The 15,737-nt window shown below is 71.1% G+C and carries 16 protein-coding genes and 1 pseudogene; 5 read left to right on the top strand and 12 right to left on the bottom strand.

Annotated elements, in window-relative coordinates:
• Positions 1-4: 4 nt before the first annotated feature.
• The 5 genes from AQI94_RS28005 to AQI94_RS27985 all read right to left on the bottom strand — a co-directional run bounded on the left by AQI94_RS28005 (position 5) and on the right by AQI94_RS27985 (position 6,247).
• Positions 5-1,207: a Gfo/Idh/MocA family protein gene (locus AQI94_RS28005; protein ID WP_031058532.1), complete on the bottom strand. Its 1,203-nt coding sequence runs from the start codon at positions 1,205-1,207 to the stop codon at positions 5-7.
• Between the two features lie 154 nt (positions 1,208-1,361).
• Positions 1,362-2,414, bottom strand: a complete 1,053-nt coding sequence (locus tag AQI94_RS28000) for a substrate-binding domain-containing protein (RefSeq protein ID WP_031058535.1) — start codon at positions 2,412-2,414, stop codon at positions 1,362-1,364.
• Between the two features lie 17 nt (positions 2,415-2,431).
• Positions 2,432-3,451, bottom strand: a complete 1,020-nt coding sequence (locus AQI94_RS27995) for an ABC transporter permease (RefSeq protein WP_031058537.1) — start codon at positions 3,449-3,451, stop codon at positions 2,432-2,434.
• Complete coding sequence (locus AQI94_RS27990; protein WP_031058539.1) at positions 3,448-4,968, bottom strand: sugar ABC transporter ATP-binding protein; 1,521 nt, start codon at positions 4,966-4,968, stop codon at positions 3,448-3,450. Before AQI94_RS27990 ends, AQI94_RS27995 begins: the two co-directional genes overlap by 4 nt.
• A gap of 97 nt (positions 4,969-5,065) precedes the next feature.
• Positions 5,066-6,247, bottom strand: coding sequence for an ROK family transcriptional regulator (locus AQI94_RS27985; protein WP_031058541.1), 1,182 nt, complete (start codon positions 6,245-6,247; stop codon positions 5,066-5,068).
• 197 nt (positions 6,248-6,444) lie between these two features.
• Between AQI94_RS27985 and AQI94_RS27980 the strand changes: the two genes are divergently transcribed.
• The gene (locus tag AQI94_RS27980) at positions 6,445-7,278 is read left to right on the top strand and encodes an NAD(P)H-binding protein (RefSeq protein WP_031058543.1); all 834 of its coding nucleotides are present in this window, start codon (positions 6,445-6,447) and stop codon (positions 7,276-7,278) included.
• A gap of 191 nt (positions 7,279-7,469) precedes the next feature.
• On the opposite strand, the gene AQI94_RS27975 is transcribed toward AQI94_RS27980, so the two are convergent.
• The 4 genes from AQI94_RS27975 to AQI94_RS27965 all read right to left on the bottom strand — a co-directional run bounded on the left by AQI94_RS27975 (position 7,470) and on the right by AQI94_RS27965 (position 10,832).
• Positions 7,470-8,147: a GntR family transcriptional regulator gene (locus tag AQI94_RS27975; RefSeq protein ID WP_062229987.1), complete on the bottom strand. Its 678-nt coding sequence runs from the start codon at positions 8,145-8,147 to the stop codon at positions 7,470-7,472.
• 161 nt (positions 8,148-8,308) lie between these two features.
• A complete protein-coding gene (locus AQI94_RS27970; RefSeq protein ID WP_031060111.1) occupies positions 8,309-9,247 on the bottom strand; it encodes a beta-ketoacyl-ACP synthase III in 939 nt (312 codons plus the stop codon).
• Positions 9,248-9,394: 147 nt separating this feature from the next.
• Positions 9,395-9,532, bottom strand: coding sequence for an MFS transporter small subunit (locus tag AQI94_RS45135; RefSeq protein ID WP_167364525.1), 138 nt, complete (start codon positions 9,530-9,532; stop codon positions 9,395-9,397).
• Positions 9,498-10,832: an OFA family MFS transporter gene (locus AQI94_RS27965; RefSeq protein ID WP_031060114.1), complete on the bottom strand. Its 1,335-nt coding sequence runs from the start codon at positions 10,830-10,832 to the stop codon at positions 9,498-9,500. Before AQI94_RS27965 ends, AQI94_RS45135 begins: the two co-directional genes overlap by 35 nt.
• A 210-nt stretch (positions 10,833-11,042) precedes the next feature.
• Between AQI94_RS27965 and AQI94_RS43175 the strand changes: the two are divergent.
• Positions 11,043-11,183, top strand: a pseudogene (locus AQI94_RS43175) (2Fe-2S iron-sulfur cluster-binding protein); the annotation flags it as partial.
• Between the two features lie 7 nt (positions 11,184-11,190).
• On the top strand, positions 11,191-12,039 hold the full coding sequence (fdhD, locus tag AQI94_RS27960; protein ID WP_031060116.1) for a formate dehydrogenase accessory sulfurtransferase FdhD: 849 nt from the start codon (positions 11,191-11,193) through the stop codon (positions 12,037-12,039).
• Here fdhD and AQI94_RS27955 read toward each other — a convergent pair.
• Entirely contained in the window at positions 12,008-12,853 is an 846-nt protein-coding gene (locus AQI94_RS27955) for a LysR family transcriptional regulator (protein ID WP_031060119.1), read from the bottom strand. The two genes, fdhD and AQI94_RS27955, sit on opposite strands and share 32 nt — an antisense overlap.
• Before the next feature lie 119 nt (positions 12,854-12,972).
• On the opposite strand from AQI94_RS27955, the gene AQI94_RS27950 reads away from it, so the two are divergent.
• Positions 12,973-13,692 (top strand): SDR family oxidoreductase, encoded by a 720-nt coding sequence (locus AQI94_RS27950; protein WP_031060122.1) that lies wholly within the window; start codon positions 12,973-12,975, stop codon positions 13,690-13,692.
• A 4-nt stretch (positions 13,693-13,696) separates the two neighbouring features.
• Here the strand turns inward: AQI94_RS27950 and AQI94_RS27945 are convergent, their stop codons facing one another.
• Together AQI94_RS27945 and AQI94_RS27940 are read right to left on the bottom strand one after the other, a co-directional pair.
• Positions 13,697-14,224 (bottom strand): isochorismatase family protein, encoded by a 528-nt coding sequence (locus tag AQI94_RS27945; RefSeq protein WP_031060125.1) that lies wholly within the window; start codon positions 14,222-14,224, stop codon positions 13,697-13,699.
• A gap of 19 nt (positions 14,225-14,243) precedes the next feature.
• Positions 14,244-14,681, bottom strand: a complete 438-nt coding sequence (locus tag AQI94_RS27940; protein WP_031060127.1) for a MarR family winged helix-turn-helix transcriptional regulator — start codon at positions 14,679-14,681, stop codon at positions 14,244-14,246.
• Between the two features lie 89 nt (positions 14,682-14,770).
• Between AQI94_RS27940 and AQI94_RS27935 the strand changes: the two genes are divergently transcribed.
• A complete protein-coding gene (locus tag AQI94_RS27935) occupies positions 14,771-15,688 on the top strand; it encodes a quinone oxidoreductase family protein (RefSeq protein ID WP_031060130.1) in 918 nt (305 codons plus the stop codon).
• Positions 15,689-15,737: the final 49 nt, after the last annotated feature.

Raw genomic sequence — 15,737 nt, 5'->3', positions numbered from 1 at the left:
CTCCTCAGACGGCTATCGGGGTGTAGACGGAGTTCTTCTCGGCGCTCTCCTCCACGGCCGCGAGCACCCGCTGGACCTGGAGTCCGTCGGCGAAGGAGGGGTCGGGGCGGCGGCCCTCGGCGATCGCGTGGACGAGGTCGCGGGCCTGGTGGACGAAGGTGTGCTCGTAGCCGAGGCCGTGGCCCGGCGGCCACCAGGCGTCCAGGTAGGGGTGGTCGGGCTCGGTGACGAGGATGCGGCGGAAGCCGGCGTGCGTTGCGGGCTCGGTGGCGTCGTGGTAGGAGAGTTCGTTGAGGCGTTCGAGGTCGAAGGCCAAGGAGCCGCGCTCGCCGTTGAGTTCGATGCGCAGCGCGTTCTTGCGGCCGGTGGCGTAGCGGGTGGCCTCGAAGGAGGCGAGGGCGCCGGAGGCGAAGCGTCCGGTGAACAGGGCCGCGTCGTCGACGGTGACCTGGCCGGTGCCGGTCCCGGAGACGGCGGACAGGCCCTTGACGGCGCCCCCGGCCAGCGGCCGTTCCCTTACGAAGGTCTCGGTCAGCGCGGAGACTCCGGCCAGCGGTTCTCCCGCCAGGTATTGGGCGAGGTCGACGATGTGCGCGCCGAGGTCGCCGAGCGAGCCCGAGCCGGCCTGTTCCCTGCGCAGCCGCCAGGTCAGCGGGAACTGCGGGTCCACGAGCCAGTCCTGAAGGTAGGTCACCCGGACGTGCCGCAGCGTTCCCAGCCGCCCATCGTCCACCATCCGCCGGGCCAGCGCGGTGGCCGGCACCCTGCGGTAGTTGAAGCCGACCATCGCCAACTGCCCGCGCTGGCAAGCCTCTTCGGCCGCGCGGGTCATCACCTGGGCCTCTTCGACGGTGTTCGCGAGGGGCTTCTCGCACAGCACGTGCTTGCCGGCCGCGAGTGCGGCGACGGCGATCTCGGCGTGACTGTCGCCGGGGGTGCAGATGTCGACGAGGTCGACGTCGTCCCGCTCGATCAGCACCCGCCAGTCGGTCTCGGCGGCGGCCCAGCCGTGCCGGTCGGCGGCCCGGCGCACGGCGTCCGCGTCCCGTCCGCAGACCGCGGCGAGCACCGGGCGGCGGGGCAGGTCGAAGACGCGTCCGACGGTCCGCCAGCCCTGGGAGTGGGCGGCGCCCATGAAGGCGTAGCCGACCATGCCGACCCGGAGCGACGGCACCTCGGCCTCTTCTGACTGCTGCGGCTGTGCCATGCGCGATGTCCTCCTCGTCGTCGTGGCGCGGTGGGGGGTGCAGCCCGGTCCGTCGACGAACCGGGCTCCTGGGACCTGCCCTTCGGGACGGCCCGGCCGGGGCGTAAGGCAGGCCCCGGGCCGGGGCGTAAGGCAGGCCCCGGATCGGGACGCCTCACTTGAAGCCGGTGGACATGTACTGGTCGACGTTGGTCTTGTCGACGACGGCCGAGTAGAGGGTGAGCGAGGCCGGGATCTCGAACTCGGCGAGGCCGCCGATGCCCTTGGACTGGCCGAGGGCGCGGGCGAGGTCGATCGCGGAGGCGGCCATGGTCGGCGGGTAGAGGACGGTGGCCTTGAGGACGCCGTTGTCCTGCTTGATGGCCTGGAAGGCGGACAGCGCGCCCGCGCCGCCGACCATCAGGAAGTCCTCGCGGCCGGCCTGGTCGATGGCGCGCAGCGCGCCCACGCCCTGGTCGTCGTCGTGGTTCCACAGCGCGTCGAAGCTCGACTGGGCCTGCAGGAGCTGGGCCATCTTGGCCTGCCCGGACTCCACCGTGAACTCGGCGGCCTGGCGGGCCACCTTGCGCACGTTGGGGTAGTTCTTCAGGGCGTCGTCGAAGCCCTTGGTGCGCTGCTTGGTGAGTTCCAGGTTGTCGAGTCCGGCCAGTTCGATGACCTTGGCGTTCGACTTCCCCTTGAGCTTCCCGCCGATGTAGTGGCCGGCGTTGAGGCCCATGCCGTAGTTGTCGCCGCCGATCCAACAGCGGTACGCCTGGGGGGTGTTGAAGATGCGGTCCAGGTTCACGACCGGGATCCCGGCGCGCATCGCCTTGAGGCCGACCTGGGTGAGGGCCTTGCCGTCCGCGGGCAGGACGACCAGCACGTCGACCTTCTTGTTGATCAGGGTCTCGATCTGGCCGATCTGCTGGGCGGTGTCGTTGGAGCCCTCGGTGATCTCCAGGGTGACGTCCGAGTACTTCTTGGCCCGGTTCTTGGCGTTGTCGTTGATCGCGTTGAGCCAGCCGTGGTCGGCCTGCGGTCCGGCGAAGCCGATGGTGACGGGCTTGCCGGGCGAGTCGGAGGCCGCGGGCTGGTCGTTCGCGGCCGGCTCGTCGTCGCCGGAGTCGTTGCTGGTGCAACCTGCGAGGAGGGCACCGGCCCCGACGGCGGCGGTCCCGAAGAGCAGACCTCTGCGACTGGTGAAGCGGCTCGTGGGCTGTGGCATGGCGGTGAACCCTTTCCTCAGGTCGTGCTTGCGGTACGGCGCTGGACCAGCACGGCGGCGACGATGATCGCGCCCTTGGCGATCTGCTGGACGTCGCTCTGCAGGTTGTTCAGGGCGAAGATGTTGGTGATCGTGGTGAAGATCAGGACGCCGAGCACGGAGCCGGTGATGGTGCCGCGCCCCCCGCTGAGCAGGGTTCCGCCGATGATCGCGGCGGCGATGGCGTCGAGCTCGTAGAGGTTGCCGTTGGTGTTCTGGCCGGAGCCGGACAGGATGATCAGCAGGAAGGCGGCGATGCCGCAGCACAGTCCGGACAGCAGGTAGAGGTAGAGGCGCTGGCGGCGGACGTCGATGCCGGCGAGCCGGGCGGCCTCGGCGTTGCCGCCGACGGCGACCGTGCGCCGGCCGAAGGTGGTGCGGTTCAGCACGAGCCAGCCGATGATCGTCACGACCGCGAAGACCAGGACCAGCGGAGGGATGCCGAGCACATAGGCGTCGCGCTCGCCGAGGTCCAGCACGCTGTTGACCGTGACGACCTGTGTGCTGCCGTCGGTGATCTGCAGGGCGAGGCCGCGGGCCGAGGCGAGCATGGCGAGCGTGGCGATGAAGGGGACCATGGCGCCGTACGCGATGAGCAGCCCGTTGACCAGGCCGCAGCCGACGCCGACGATCACCGCGGTGAAGAGGATGCCCGCGAAGCCGTACTCCTGGGTGGCGACGGTGGTGGCCCACACCGAGGCGAGGGCGACGATCGCGCCCACCGAGAGGTCGATGCCGCCGGAGGTGATGACGAAGGTCATGCCGACGGTGACGACACCGATCACCGAGGCCTGGGTGAGGACGAGTTGGAGGTTGCGGGTGTCGAGGAACTCGTCGGGCTTGGTGATCCCGCCGATCAGGACCAGTACGGCGAGCACGCCGAGGAGGGAGAGGGTACGGACGTCGGCGTGGGCGAACACCCCTCGCCAGGCGGGCGATTCGCTCACCGAAGGCACTTTGTCGGCGCTTCCCCTGGGCGGGGACACATGCTGCGTCATGACGCCGGGCTTCCTTCCATGACGAGGTCGAGTACACGGTGTTCGTCGAGCTCACGGGCGGGTGCCCGGTGGACGACACGCCCCTCGCGGAGCACCAGGACACGGTCGGCGAGGCCGAGCACCTCGGGGACCTCACTGGAGACCAGCAGCACGCCCAGCCCTTCGTCGGCGAGCCGCCGGACGACCGCGTAGAGCTCGGCGCGGGCCCCGACGTCGACGCCCCGGGTGGGTTCGTCGAGCAGCAGGATGCGGCAGCCGCGCAGCAGCCAGCGGGCCAGGACGGCCTTTTGCTGGTTGCCGCCGGACAGGGTGCGGATCGGCACGGAGGGGTTGTCGGGCCGCAGGGAGAGCTCGCGGGTCGCCGCCCGGGCCGCGCCGAGTTCGGCCCGCCGGTCGATCCAACCGGCCCTGGAGAAGCGGGACATGGAGGAGACGGACACATTGCGGGTGACCGATTCCAGCATCAGCAGGGCCTGCGCCTTGCGCTCCTCGGGGGCCAGTCCGATCCCGGCGCGTACGGCCGCTCGGACACTGCCGGGTTTCAACGCCTTGCCGTCCACGACCACTTGACCGGAGGTGGGTTTGCGGGCGCCGTAGACCGTCTCCAGGATCTCGGAGCGCCCCGAGCCGACGAGCCCGGCGAGGCCGACGATCTCCCCGGGGTGGACGACCAGGTCGAGGGGCTCGAACTCGCCCTGCCGGGCCAGCCCTTGGACCTCCAGCAGCGGCGTGTCCTGTTGGGCGGGAGCCGTCGGCCGCTCCGGGAAGACGTACTCGACGTTCCGGCCCGTCATCAGCGCCACGACCTCGCGCGTCGGCGTCGACTTGGCGGGCAGCCCGACCGCGACGGCCCGGCCGTCCTTGAGGACCGTCACCCGGTCGCCGATCCGCCGGATCTCCTCCAGGCGGTGGGAGATGTAGACCACGGCGACCCCCTCGGCGGTGAGGTCGCCGACGATCCGGAAGAGGTTGTCGACCTCGTCCGGGTCGAGGGCGGCGGACGGCTCGTCCATCACGATGAGCCGTACGTCGTGGGAGAGGGCCCGCGCCATGGACACGATCTGCTGCTGCGCCGCGGGCAACTCCCCGACCAGCCGGGCCGGATCGATCTCCGGGTGCCCGAGCCGTCGCAGCAGCGCGGCGGTCGACTGACGGGCCGCCTTGCCCCGTACGACGAACCCCGCCGTGGTCGGTTCATGGCCGAGGTGGACGTTCTCCGCCACGGACAGGTGCTCCACCAGGTCGAGTTCCTGGTAGATGGTGGCGATGCCGAGGCGCATGGCGGCGATCGGAGAGCGCAGGGCGACCTCCTCGCCGCGCCAGCGCAGGCGGCCGGTGTCGGGTTGGTGGGCGCCGGCCAGCACCTTGATGAGGGTGGACTTGCCGGCCCCGTTCTGGCCGAGCAGACAGTGCACTTCGCCGGCCTGGACGTCGAGGTCGACGCCGTCGAGGGCCCGGACTCCGGGGAACGACTTGGTGATGCCGGACATGCTGAGCAGCGGTGGTTCTGGTGCCATGAGGTCCCCTTGGCGGGCGTGCGGGCCGGATTCAGGGCAGGGCGAAAGGGCAGGGCGAAGCAGGGCGCCGTACTGGGACGCCTGACGGTTTCGATGCTCAGGCGGGTGAGAACAGGTGGTCGCTGATGAGGCGGGCCGCGCCGATGACTCCGGCGGTGGGGCCCAACTCCCCCAGCACGATGGGCAGGTTGCCGGTCGCCAGCGGCAGTGACTGGCGGTAGACCTGGGTGCGGATCGCGGCGAGCAGGGTGTGGCCGAGGCCGGTCACCCCGCCGCCGATCACCACCAGGCCCGGGTTGAAGAAGGAGACCAGGCCGGCGATGACCTGGCCGGTCCGGTTGCCGCCCTCACGGATCAGGTCGAGGGCGGTGGGGTCGCCGGCGGCAGCGGCGGCGGCGACGTCGGCCGCGGTCAGACCGCCGTTCGCCGTGCGTCGTGCGGCGAGTTCCTCGGAGCGCCCCTGCTCGACCGCCTCCACGGCGTCCCGGGCGAGGGCCGCCCCGCTGAAGTGGGCTTCCAGGCAGCCCCGGTTGCCACAGGCGCACGGGCGGCCGTCGGGCACGGCCTGGATGTGCCCGATGTCGCCAGCACTGCCCGTCACCCCGCGGTGCACCTCACCGCCGGCGACGATGCCGCAGCCGATGCCGGTGCCGATCTTGACGCAGAGGAAGTCGCCCACGGAGCGTGCGACGCCCGCGTGCATCTCCCCCATCGCCATCAGGTTCACGTCGTTGTCGACCATGACGGGGCAGCCGAGTTCCTGGCTGAGCGCCTCCCGCACGGGGAAGCCGTCCCAGCCCGGCATGATCGGTGGAGCCACCGGTACGCCCTCGGGGAAGCGGACCGGCCCCGGGACGCCGATGCCGGCGCCGTCGAACCCCTCCGCGAGCCCGGAGGCCCTCAACTTCGCGGCCATGGACAGGACTTGCTCGAAGACCGCGACCGGGCCCTCGCGGACGTCCATGGGCTGGTTGAGATGTCCCAGGATCTCCAGTTCGGCGTTGGTGACGGCGACGTCGACCGAGGTAGCGCCGATGTCCACGCCGAGGAAACGCAGATTGGGGGCGAGCCGGATGTTGTGGGAGCGGCGCCCGCCGCGGGAGGCGGCGAGTCCGTCGGCCACGATCAGGCCCGTCTCCAGCAGCCGGTCCACCTCCACGGCCAGCTTGGACCGTGACAGGTCGACCTGATCGCCCAGTTGCGCACGGGAGTTGGCCCCTCCGTCACGCAACAGCTTGAGCAGCCTGGCCTGATGCGCGTTCGCGGGTCGTGCCGTCATGCGTCTCACGAACCCCTCCCCGCCTCATTCGGCCACCAGTTGCCGGGCTTTCGAGGGGAACGTAGCAGCGGCTGCCGAACCTGGGAAGAAGCTGTGCAGAGATTGATGCCCACTTTCTCCACTCACAGGACAAAGGCTTGCCGCACCCTGGTGCCCCGGCGCCCCTGCCCGCAGGATGGGCCCAGGGAGGGGAGCACATGTTTCTGGTGACGGGTGCGACGGGGAACGTGGGGGCCGAACTCGTGCGGGCGCTGGCGGAGTCCGGCGAACGGGTGCGGGCGGTCAGCCGTTCCGGCCGAAGCGAGGGCTTACCGGCGGGCGTGGCGGCCGTGGCGGGGGATCTGAACCGGCCCGAGACCGTGCGGGACGCGCTGGACGGCGTACGAGGACTGTTCCTGATGCCCGGCTACGAAGGGCAGCGGCGGATCCTGGCCGACGCGCGGGACGCGGGGGTCCGTCGCGTGGTCCTGCTCTCCGGCCTGTCGGCGGGCACGGGCGACCGGGACAACGCGGTCGCCGGCTATCTGCTCGCCGCGGAGGACGCGGTGCGGGAGTCGGGTCTCGGCTGGACCTTCGTCCGTCCGACGAGCTTCATGACCAACGCGTTGCGGCTCGCGGACCAGATCCGCGAGGGCGACACCGTCCGGGTGCCGTTCCCGGACGCGCGGACCACCGACATCGACCCCTACGACATCGCCCAGGTCGCCCGGCGCGCCCTGCTGTCCGACGAGTTCGCGGACCGCGTGCTCGAAGTCACCGGTCCCGAGGCGCTGTTGCCCGCCGACCGGGTCCGGATGCTCGGCGAGGCGCTGGGCCGGGACCTGCACGCGGTGGGGCTGGGGCACGAGGAGGCACGCGCCGAGATGGAGGCGGCGGGCATGCCGAAGCCGTATGTCGACGCCTTCTTCGGCTTCTTCGTGGACGGCACCCTGGACGAGTCGGTGGTGCTGCCCACGGTGGAGCAGGTCACGGGACGTCCGCCGCGCACCTTCGCCCGGTGGGCGCGGGAGCACGCGGAGGCCTTCCGGTGAGGTGACCAGGGCCTGTCGTCTGGATCAGGGCGGCCGTGAGGTGCGGTGCTTTTCTGCCGACGTGAGCGGGGTCTGGTGCGTGCAGCTGCAAGGCGGAGGAGGGAGTCGACGCGGAGCGTCGGCGACCGACGACAACGCCGCAGATGGGCGTGCCAGACCCCGCGACGCCGGGCTGATCCAAACGACAGGCCCTAGGAGCGCTGCCGTGCGTGGTAGGACGTGCGGGTGTGCTCGGTGTGCTCCCGCATGAGCTCGGTGGCGCGTCGCTGGTCGCGGTCGGCGATCGCCGCGATCAGGGCCCGGTGCTCGATCCAGGACTGATGGCCGCGCTGCCGGGCGACCGGCGTGTAGTACCAGCGCACCCGGCGGTCCACCTGCCCCGCCAGCTCGGCGAGGACCGCGTTGCCCGCCAACTCCATGATCTTCGCGTGGAAGCGGGCGTTCAGGGCGACCGCGGCGTCCACGTCGTCTGCGTCGACGGCCTTCTCGCCCTCCGCGCACAGCATTTCCAGGGCGGCGATTCCGGCGCTGCCCGCGTCGGCCGCGGCGAGCCGGGCCGCCTCGGCCTCCAACAGCGTGCGCACGGTGAGGAGTTGATCGGCCTCCTCATCGGTCGGCTCGTGCACGAACGCACCCTGGGCCGGACGCAGATCCACCCACCCCTCGGTGTTCAACCGCTGCAGAGCCTCCCGCACCGGCTGCCGCGAAACCCCCAGATGACCCGCCAGCTCACTCTCCACCAGATGCTGACCCGGCTGGAGAGCACGGGTCGTGATGAGTTCGAGCAGCGCTTCGTACACGCGGTCACGCAGCGGACCGGGACGTTCCAGCTTCGGTACGGCTCCCTGCGGCAGACCTGTCGACAACATCACGGTCCCCCTCCTCGGCGGCGGACACCCCCGGACACCCTGACCCTTTGCCTTTTGTCTACAGTCTACGGCTCACAGGGTCCAGACAGAACCGTGCGTCGACCGCGTCACATCCCGGATGTCCTCGTCACATCCCGGATGTCCTCATGACATCCCGGATGTCAGGGACAGCGCACGACCTGACCCGCGTAGGACAGGTTCCCGCCGAACCCGAACAGCAGCACCGGGTCCCCGGTCGAGATCTCGCCCTGTTCGACCAGCTTGGAGAACGCAAGGGGGATGCTGGCCGCGGACGTGTTCCCGGACTCGGTGACGTCACGGGCCACCACGGCGTTGACCGCGCCGATCTTCTGCGCGAGCGGCTCGATGATCCGCAGGTTCGCCTGGTGCAGCACGACCGCGGCGAGGTCCTCGGGGGTGAGCCCGGCGCGCTCGCAGGCCTGCCGGGCCAGCGCCGGAAGCTTCGTGGTCGCCCACCGGTAGACGCTCTGCCCCTCCTGCGCGAACCGGGCCGGCTCGCCCTCGATCCGTACGGCGTGCCCCATCTCGGGCACCGATCCCCACAGCACGGGCGAGATACCGGGCACGTCGGCCCCCTCGACGACCGCCGCGCCCGCCCCGTCACCGACGAGCACACAGGTGGTGCGGTCGCTCCAGTCGGTCACCGCGGACATCTTGTCGGCGCCGATCACCAGCGCACGGGTCGCCGCACCGGCCCGGACGGTGTGGTCGGCGGTGGCCAGCGCGTGGGTGAAACCGGCGCACACCACGTTGACGTCCATGGCCGCGGGCGAGGGGATGCCGAGCCGGGCCGCGACCCGGGCGGCCATGTTCGGCGACCGGTCGACGGCGGTCGAGGTGGCGACCAGGACCAGGTCGATGTCGGCGGGGGTGAGCCCGGCCGCGGCCAGCGCCTTGGCGGCGGCGTGCGAGGCGAGCTCGTCGACCGGCTCGTCGGGGCCGGCGATGTGGCGGGTCCGGATGCCCACCCGGGACCTGATCCACTCGTCGCTGGTGTCGACCAGGTCCGCCAGATCCGCGTTGGTGAGCACCTTGGCGGGCTGGTAGTGGCCGACTGCGGCGATCCGCGAGCCGTTCATGGAGGGTCCCCCTCGTTGCCTTGGGTAGCGGGATCCACCAGTCTGATCAGTGACTCACGGGTACGTGGGCACGTAAGGCCACAGGAAACGGGCGCCCGAGTTGTCGGCTTCCCTCACCCCTCGGACGCCCGAACACCTGTCGAACGGTTACTTGGTGAACAACTGCGTGGCCTTCTGCACCAGCTCGTAGAGCCCGTAGGCCAGCGGTGCGCCCACCCACACCCAGGCCAGGGCGATGAGCGGGCGCCGGTCAGGCGGACTCTGACTGCTGTCGGGCTGTGACATCGGCGGCCTCCCTCGGCGCGGGGATGTGATGACGGGCACTGACGGGGCGGACCAGCTCGTTGGCGACGAAACCGACGGCCAGCAGCCCGATCATGATCATGAAGGAGAGGCCGTAGAGGTCGGCACCGCTCTTGCCGGCGTCCTCCTGCCGGTCGGCGATCCAGTTGACGATCAGCGGCCCGAGGACACCGGCCGTGGACCACGCGGTGAGCAGCCGGCCGTGGATGGCGCCGACCTGGTAGGCCCCGAAGAGGTCCTTCAGATATGCGGGGATCGTCGCGAAACCGCCGCCGTAGAAGGACAGGATCACCAGCGCGCACAGGATGAACAGCGGCTTCGAGGAGTCGCCGAACAGGGCGATGAGCCCGTACATCACCGCACCCACGCCGAGGTAGACGCGGTAGATGTTCTTCCGTCCGATCAGGTCGGACGTCGACGACCAGCCGATGCGGCCGGCCATGTTGGCGGCCGACAGCAGCGCGACGAAGCCGGCCGCGGCCGACACCGACACCGGGGTCGAGGTCTCCTTGAAGAAGTCGGTGATCATGGGGGCGGCCTTCTCCAGGATGCCGATGCCCGCGGTCACGTTCATGCAGAGCACGATCCACAGACACCAGAACTGGGGCGTGCGCACGGCGTTGCGCGCCGAGACCTGGGGGCCGTCGAAGGCGCTGGGCGCGCTCTCGACCGGCTTCTCGCTGCGCGGCACGCGCACCAGCAGGACGCCCAGGAGCATGAAGACGGCGTACGACAGCCCGTGCACGAGGAACGCGAGCGCGATACCGGAGCTGTCGGAGCCGAAGGACTCCAGCATCTGCGCCGACCAGGGCGAGGCGATGAGCGCGCCGCCACCGAAGCCCATGATGGCGATGCCGGTGGCCATGCCGGGCCGGTCCGGGAACCACTTGATCAGGGTGGAGACCGGGGAGATGTAGCCGATGCCGAGGCCTATGCCGCCGACGAAGCCGTAGCCGAGGACGATCAGCCAGTACTGCTCGGTGGCCGCCCCCAGCGCGGACAGCAGGAACCCGGACGAGAAGCAGATCAGCGCCACGGTCATCGCCCAGCGCGGCCCGTTGCGCTCCACCAGCGTGCCGCCGAACGCGGCGGACAGGCCGAGCATCACGATGCCGAGCTGGAAGGGCAGGGCGCTCTGTGTGCCGCTGAGGCCGAGCGCCGACTCCAGCGGCGGCTTGAACACGGACCAGGCGTAGGCCTGTCCGATGGAGAGATGGACCGAGAGAGCGGCCGGGGGGACGAGCCAGCGGCTCCAGCCCGGGGGCGCGACAGGGGGACTCATGATCCCGAACGGTAGGAAGAATCAGGGTAGTTGAAAAGGCGGCACGTCGACCGTATGCGATGAGCGGTATCCCGGACGCGACGAACGGTCGAACCGGCCGGTTTCCAGGCCGGGTCGGGTGGCACCCGCACCCCTGCCGGAGGCACCCGCACTCTTGCCGGGAGGAAACACGGCACATACTGTAGACAATATTTCATCGACATCGGACGGGGTACGGACTGCGGTCTCACGCTCCTTGTGCAGGACAATGAGACCGTGAAGGTCACCGCCGCCCTCGACGCGTCGGTGGCCCGGGGCAGCCTCTGCAGCAAGGGCCGTTTCGGCTATCAGCACATACAGAACCGGGACTGAGACACATATGGGACGAGTCACGGAACGACGCAAGGTGATCCGCATCCGCGACGGGGCGGTCTCGTCCCGCCCGGACACCCTGGTCGCCGAGGAACCACTCGAGATCCGCCTCAACGGCAAACCCCTCGCCATCACCATGCGCACCCCCGGCGACGACTTCGCCCTCGCCACCGGCTTCCTCGTCAGCGAAGGCGTCCTGGCCCAGCAGAGCGACCTGCAGAACATCGTCTACTGCGCCGGCGCGACCGTGGACGGCTCCAACACCTACAACGTCGTCGACGTCAAGACCGCCCCCGGCGTGGTGATCCCCGACATCACCCTCGAACGCAACGTCTACACCACCTCCTCCTGCGGCCTGTGCGGCAAAGCCAGCCTCGACGCGGTCCGTACGACGACCCGCTGGCCCGTCTCCGACACTCCCCCCGTCCGTATCGACCCCGACCTCCTCGCCGACCTCCCCGACCGGCTCCGCGCGGCCCAGCGCGTCTTCGACCGCACCGGAGGCCTGCACGCCGCCGCCCTCTTCACCGAACACGGCGAACTCCTCGACATACGCGAGGACGTCGGCCGCCACAACGCCGTCGACAAACTCATCGGCCGCGCACTCCAGCAAGGCGACCTCCCCCTGAGCCGCGTCGTCCTGCTCGTCTCCGGCCGCGCGTCCTTCGAACTCGCCCAGAAAGCCGTCATGGCCGGCATCCCGGTCCTCGCCGCCGTCTCCGCACCCTCCTCCCTCGCCGTCGACCTCGCCGCCGAAACCGGACTCACCCTCATCGGCTTCCTGCGCGGCCGCTCCATGAACGTGTACGCGGGAGAACACCGGCTCACCCTCGCGGCGACGGCGGCCCAGAGCTGACCGACTCCTCGGCGAGGGCCTCGACGAACGCTTCGACCAGCGATGACCGCTGGTTCACCGCCCAGGCCAGGAGCACCTGGTCCGGCTCCGCGTCCTGGACCGGGACGTAGGTGATGTCCGGCCGGGAGTACTGCCGGGCGACGGACTCGGGGACGAGGGTGATGCCCTGTCCGGCCACCACGCGCTCGAACTTCTCCTCGATGGTGCGGATCGGGACGTCGTCGGGGCCGGGATCGGCGTACCGCAGCCGGGGCTCGTCGGCCAGGTCGGCCAGCAGCAACTCCTGCTTGCCGGCGAGCCGGTGGTCCGCGGGGAGCATCGCCACGCGGCTCTCGGTGAACAGCGGCAGCAGCTCCAGGCCGCGCTCGCGGACGGGGAGCCGTACGTAGGCGAGGTCGACGGTGCCGTCGAGGATGAGGTCCTCCTGGTCGTCCCACTCGACCCGGCGCGCTTCGACGGCGACGTCGGGGCGGGTGGCGCAGAACGCGCGCAGGGCGTGGGACAGGACGATGCCCGCGCGGAAGCCGACGACCAGGCGGTGCGGTCCGTGGGCGGCCCGGTGGACCCGGCGCCGGGTGCCGTCCGCGACGGTGAGCAGGTGCCGGGCGTCGTCGAGGAGTTGGCGCCCGGCCGGGGTCAGGGTGACGCCGTGACTGTCGCGTCGGAACAGTTCGGCGCCCAGGTCCTTCTCCAGAGCCCTGATCTGGCGGCTCAGGACCGGCTGGGCGATGTGCAGCCGTTCGGCCGCCCGCCCGAAGTGCAGCAGCTCGGCCACCGCGACGAAATAGCGCACTTTCCGCAGGTCGAGGTCCATGTCCGTCCCTTTCCCTCGGCGATACCTCCAGGGTATCGCCGAGGTCGGAAGAGGTCTTGGACGGGGCGGCGGGAGCGCCCGCAGGCTGGAAGCCGGACACCCACGGAAGGGAGAACGGCATGAGCCTGCGGGGACAGCGGATCGTCGTGGTCGGCGGTACGTCGGGGATCGGTCTGGCGGTGGCGGAGGCGGCGGCCCGGGACGGGGCCGAGGTGGTGGTCGCCTCACGCCGGAGGGAGAGTGTGGACGCGGCACTGAAGCAGTTGCCGCCGGGAGCCTCGGGGGACGTCCTCGACGTCACCTCGGAGGCCGGTGTGCGGGCCTTCTTCGCGCGGACGGGCGCGTTCGACCACCTCGTCTTCACGGCGGGCGAACCGCTGCGGTTCGAGCCGTTGGCCGAGACCGACCTCGACCGGGCGCGGAGTTTTCTGGAGACCCGGCTGTGGGGCGCGGTCACGGCCGTCAAGCACGCGGCGCCGCTCATCCGGGAGGGCGGGTCGGTCGTGCTCACCACGGGTACCGTCGCGCGCCGGCCGATGCCGGGCACGAGTGTGGTGGCGGGCCTGGCCGGGGCGATGGAGTCGCTGACCCGGGCGCTGGCCCTGGAACTGGCCCCGATCCGGGTCAACGTGGTCGAGCCCGGGGTGGTCCGCACCGAGCTGTGGCGGGAGCTGCCGGCACAGGAGCGCGACGGCCTGTTCGCGTCCGCCGCCCGGACGCTTCCGGTCGGCCGGGTCGGCGAGCCGGAGGAGGTCGCCGAGGCGTATCTCTATCTGATGCGCGGCGGTTTCAGCACCGGCTCGGTGGTGCTCGTGGACGGCGGGACGGTCCTGGTCTGAACGGTCAGCCCGCCACGAAGCGCACCTGATCCACCGTCACCACCGTGCCCAGGCGCGGGAAGTCGAGCCGTGTCGAGGACTCGTGCTCGGCTACGGTGAGGGCGGCCGTGGCGTCCTCCACGAGGACGAGGTCGTAGCCGAGGTCGAGGGCGGCGCGGGCGGTGGACTCGACGCCGAGGTTGGTGGCGATGCCGCCGAACACCAGGGTGCTGACGCCGCGTTCGCGCAGGCGTGCGTCCAGGTCCGTGCCCTGGAAGGCGCCGATGGTCCGCTTCACGATCTCGATGTCGCCCGGGTGGGCGAGACCGGGCACCAGGCCGCTGCCGGGTGGCTGCTCGGTGACACCGGGCCGTTCGACGCGCACGAGCACGACGGGTGCGCCGACGGCACGGAAGGCGGTCGCCAACTCCTGGGCGGCGGTGAGTACTTCGGTGCCTTTGCGGGGTTCCAGGGGCAGCGCGACGATCCGGTCCATCAGATCGACGAGTACGAGGGCGCTGCGCGCGGGATCGAGCGCGAGGGGTCCGGTCATGACGGAACGTTATCCGCGATCAGCCCTCCGTGCCGGAGATCCGGATCAACAGGCCCATGAATCGCAGGCGTTCGTCGGCGGAGAGGGGGGCCAGCAGCTCTTCGTTGGCCTGGCGGGCCACCCTCTCGCAGCGTTCCAGCAGCTGCGTCCCCTCGTCGGTGAGGGACACCGCGTTCTTACGGCGGTCGGCGGGGTCCGGTTCGCGCAGGACGAGTCCGGCCGACTGGAGGTCGTTGAGGACGCCGACCAGGTCCTTGGGGTCGAGTCGCACCGCGCGGCCGAGGTCGGCCTGGGCCACGGGGGCCAGGTCACGGACGGCGGAGAGCACCACGTGGTGCCACATCTTCACGCCCTCGGCGGCCAGCGCCTCGGCCACCAGGGCCCGTCCGCGGGCGGCGGCACGCCCCAGCAGCCAGCTGGGAAGGGAGCGGATCGCGGGCAGGGGTGCTTCGGCCATGGGGCCAGCCTAGCCACTATTCATTGGACTTCCCAACGACTTGCTGCTTATCGTTGGGAAGTCCAATGAATCAGGGGGAGGTCGGATCGATGCGTCGTGTCCGTTACGAGTCCACGGGTGGCCCGCTGTTCCTGGAGGAGGCGCCGGTCCCCGCGCCGGGCCCGGGCGAGCTCCTCGTGCGCTGCACGGCGATCGGCGTCACCCTGCCCGTCGTCCGCAAGGTGACCGAGGCCGCGGAGCCGGTGCCGCTCGGCGGCGAGCTCGCCGGTGAGGTCGTGTCCGTGGGCGCAGGGGTCACCCGCTTCCGGCCCGGCGAACGCGTCACGGGCCTGTGCTTCGGCCACGGTTACGCCGACTTCGCGCTGCTGCGGGAGCCCATGGCCTCGCCGGTCCCCGACGGCGCCTCGGCGGTCGACGCGGTCGCCCTGGTCCGCAGCGGTCTGGTCGCGCTCGGCGCGCTGGAGGCGGCACGCCCCGGGCGAGGAGAGGCGGCACTGGTCACGGCGGCGGCGAGCGGGGTCGGCCACCTCGCCGTGCAGCTCGCACGGGCCCGGGGCGCCTCCCGGGTGGTGGGAGCGGTGTCCGGCCCGGCCAAGGCGGAGTTCGTGCGCTCGCTCGGCGCCGACTCCACCGCCCTTTACGGCGAGGGCAGTTGGGGAGACCCCGTCGACTACGTCCTCGACGCGGTCGGCGGCGAGCTGCTCACCCCCGCGCTCGCCGCCCTGGCCCCGGGCGGGCGGCTGGTGGCGTACAGCTCGGGCGGCGGGACGATCCGGGCGTACGACCTCCTCGTCGGCGCCAAGTCCGTGACGGGCTTCCAGATGGCGCGGATCGCCCGCGAGCGGCCGGAGTTGTACGAGCGGTGGCGGCGGGAGCTGTGGCGGATGTTCCTGGACGGCACCCTTCGGCCCGTTGTGCACGGGGAGTTCGCCCTGGAGGACGTGGCGCGGGCGCACGAGGTGATCGAGTCGCGGAGCAACCTCGGGAAGGTCGTACTCCGTCCATGACGGGACACGCGCGGGGTTCTTGTGAGGCGAGGACCGGGCCCTGAGCGAC

The organism is Streptomyces pseudovenezuelae, assembly GCF_001513955.1.
Lineage (GTDB): Bacteria > Actinomycetota > Actinomycetes > Streptomycetales > Streptomycetaceae > Streptomyces > Streptomyces pseudovenezuelae.
The sequence above is the reverse complement of the archived record's forward strand: the minus strand, read 5'-3'. Positions and strand labels throughout refer to the sequence as shown.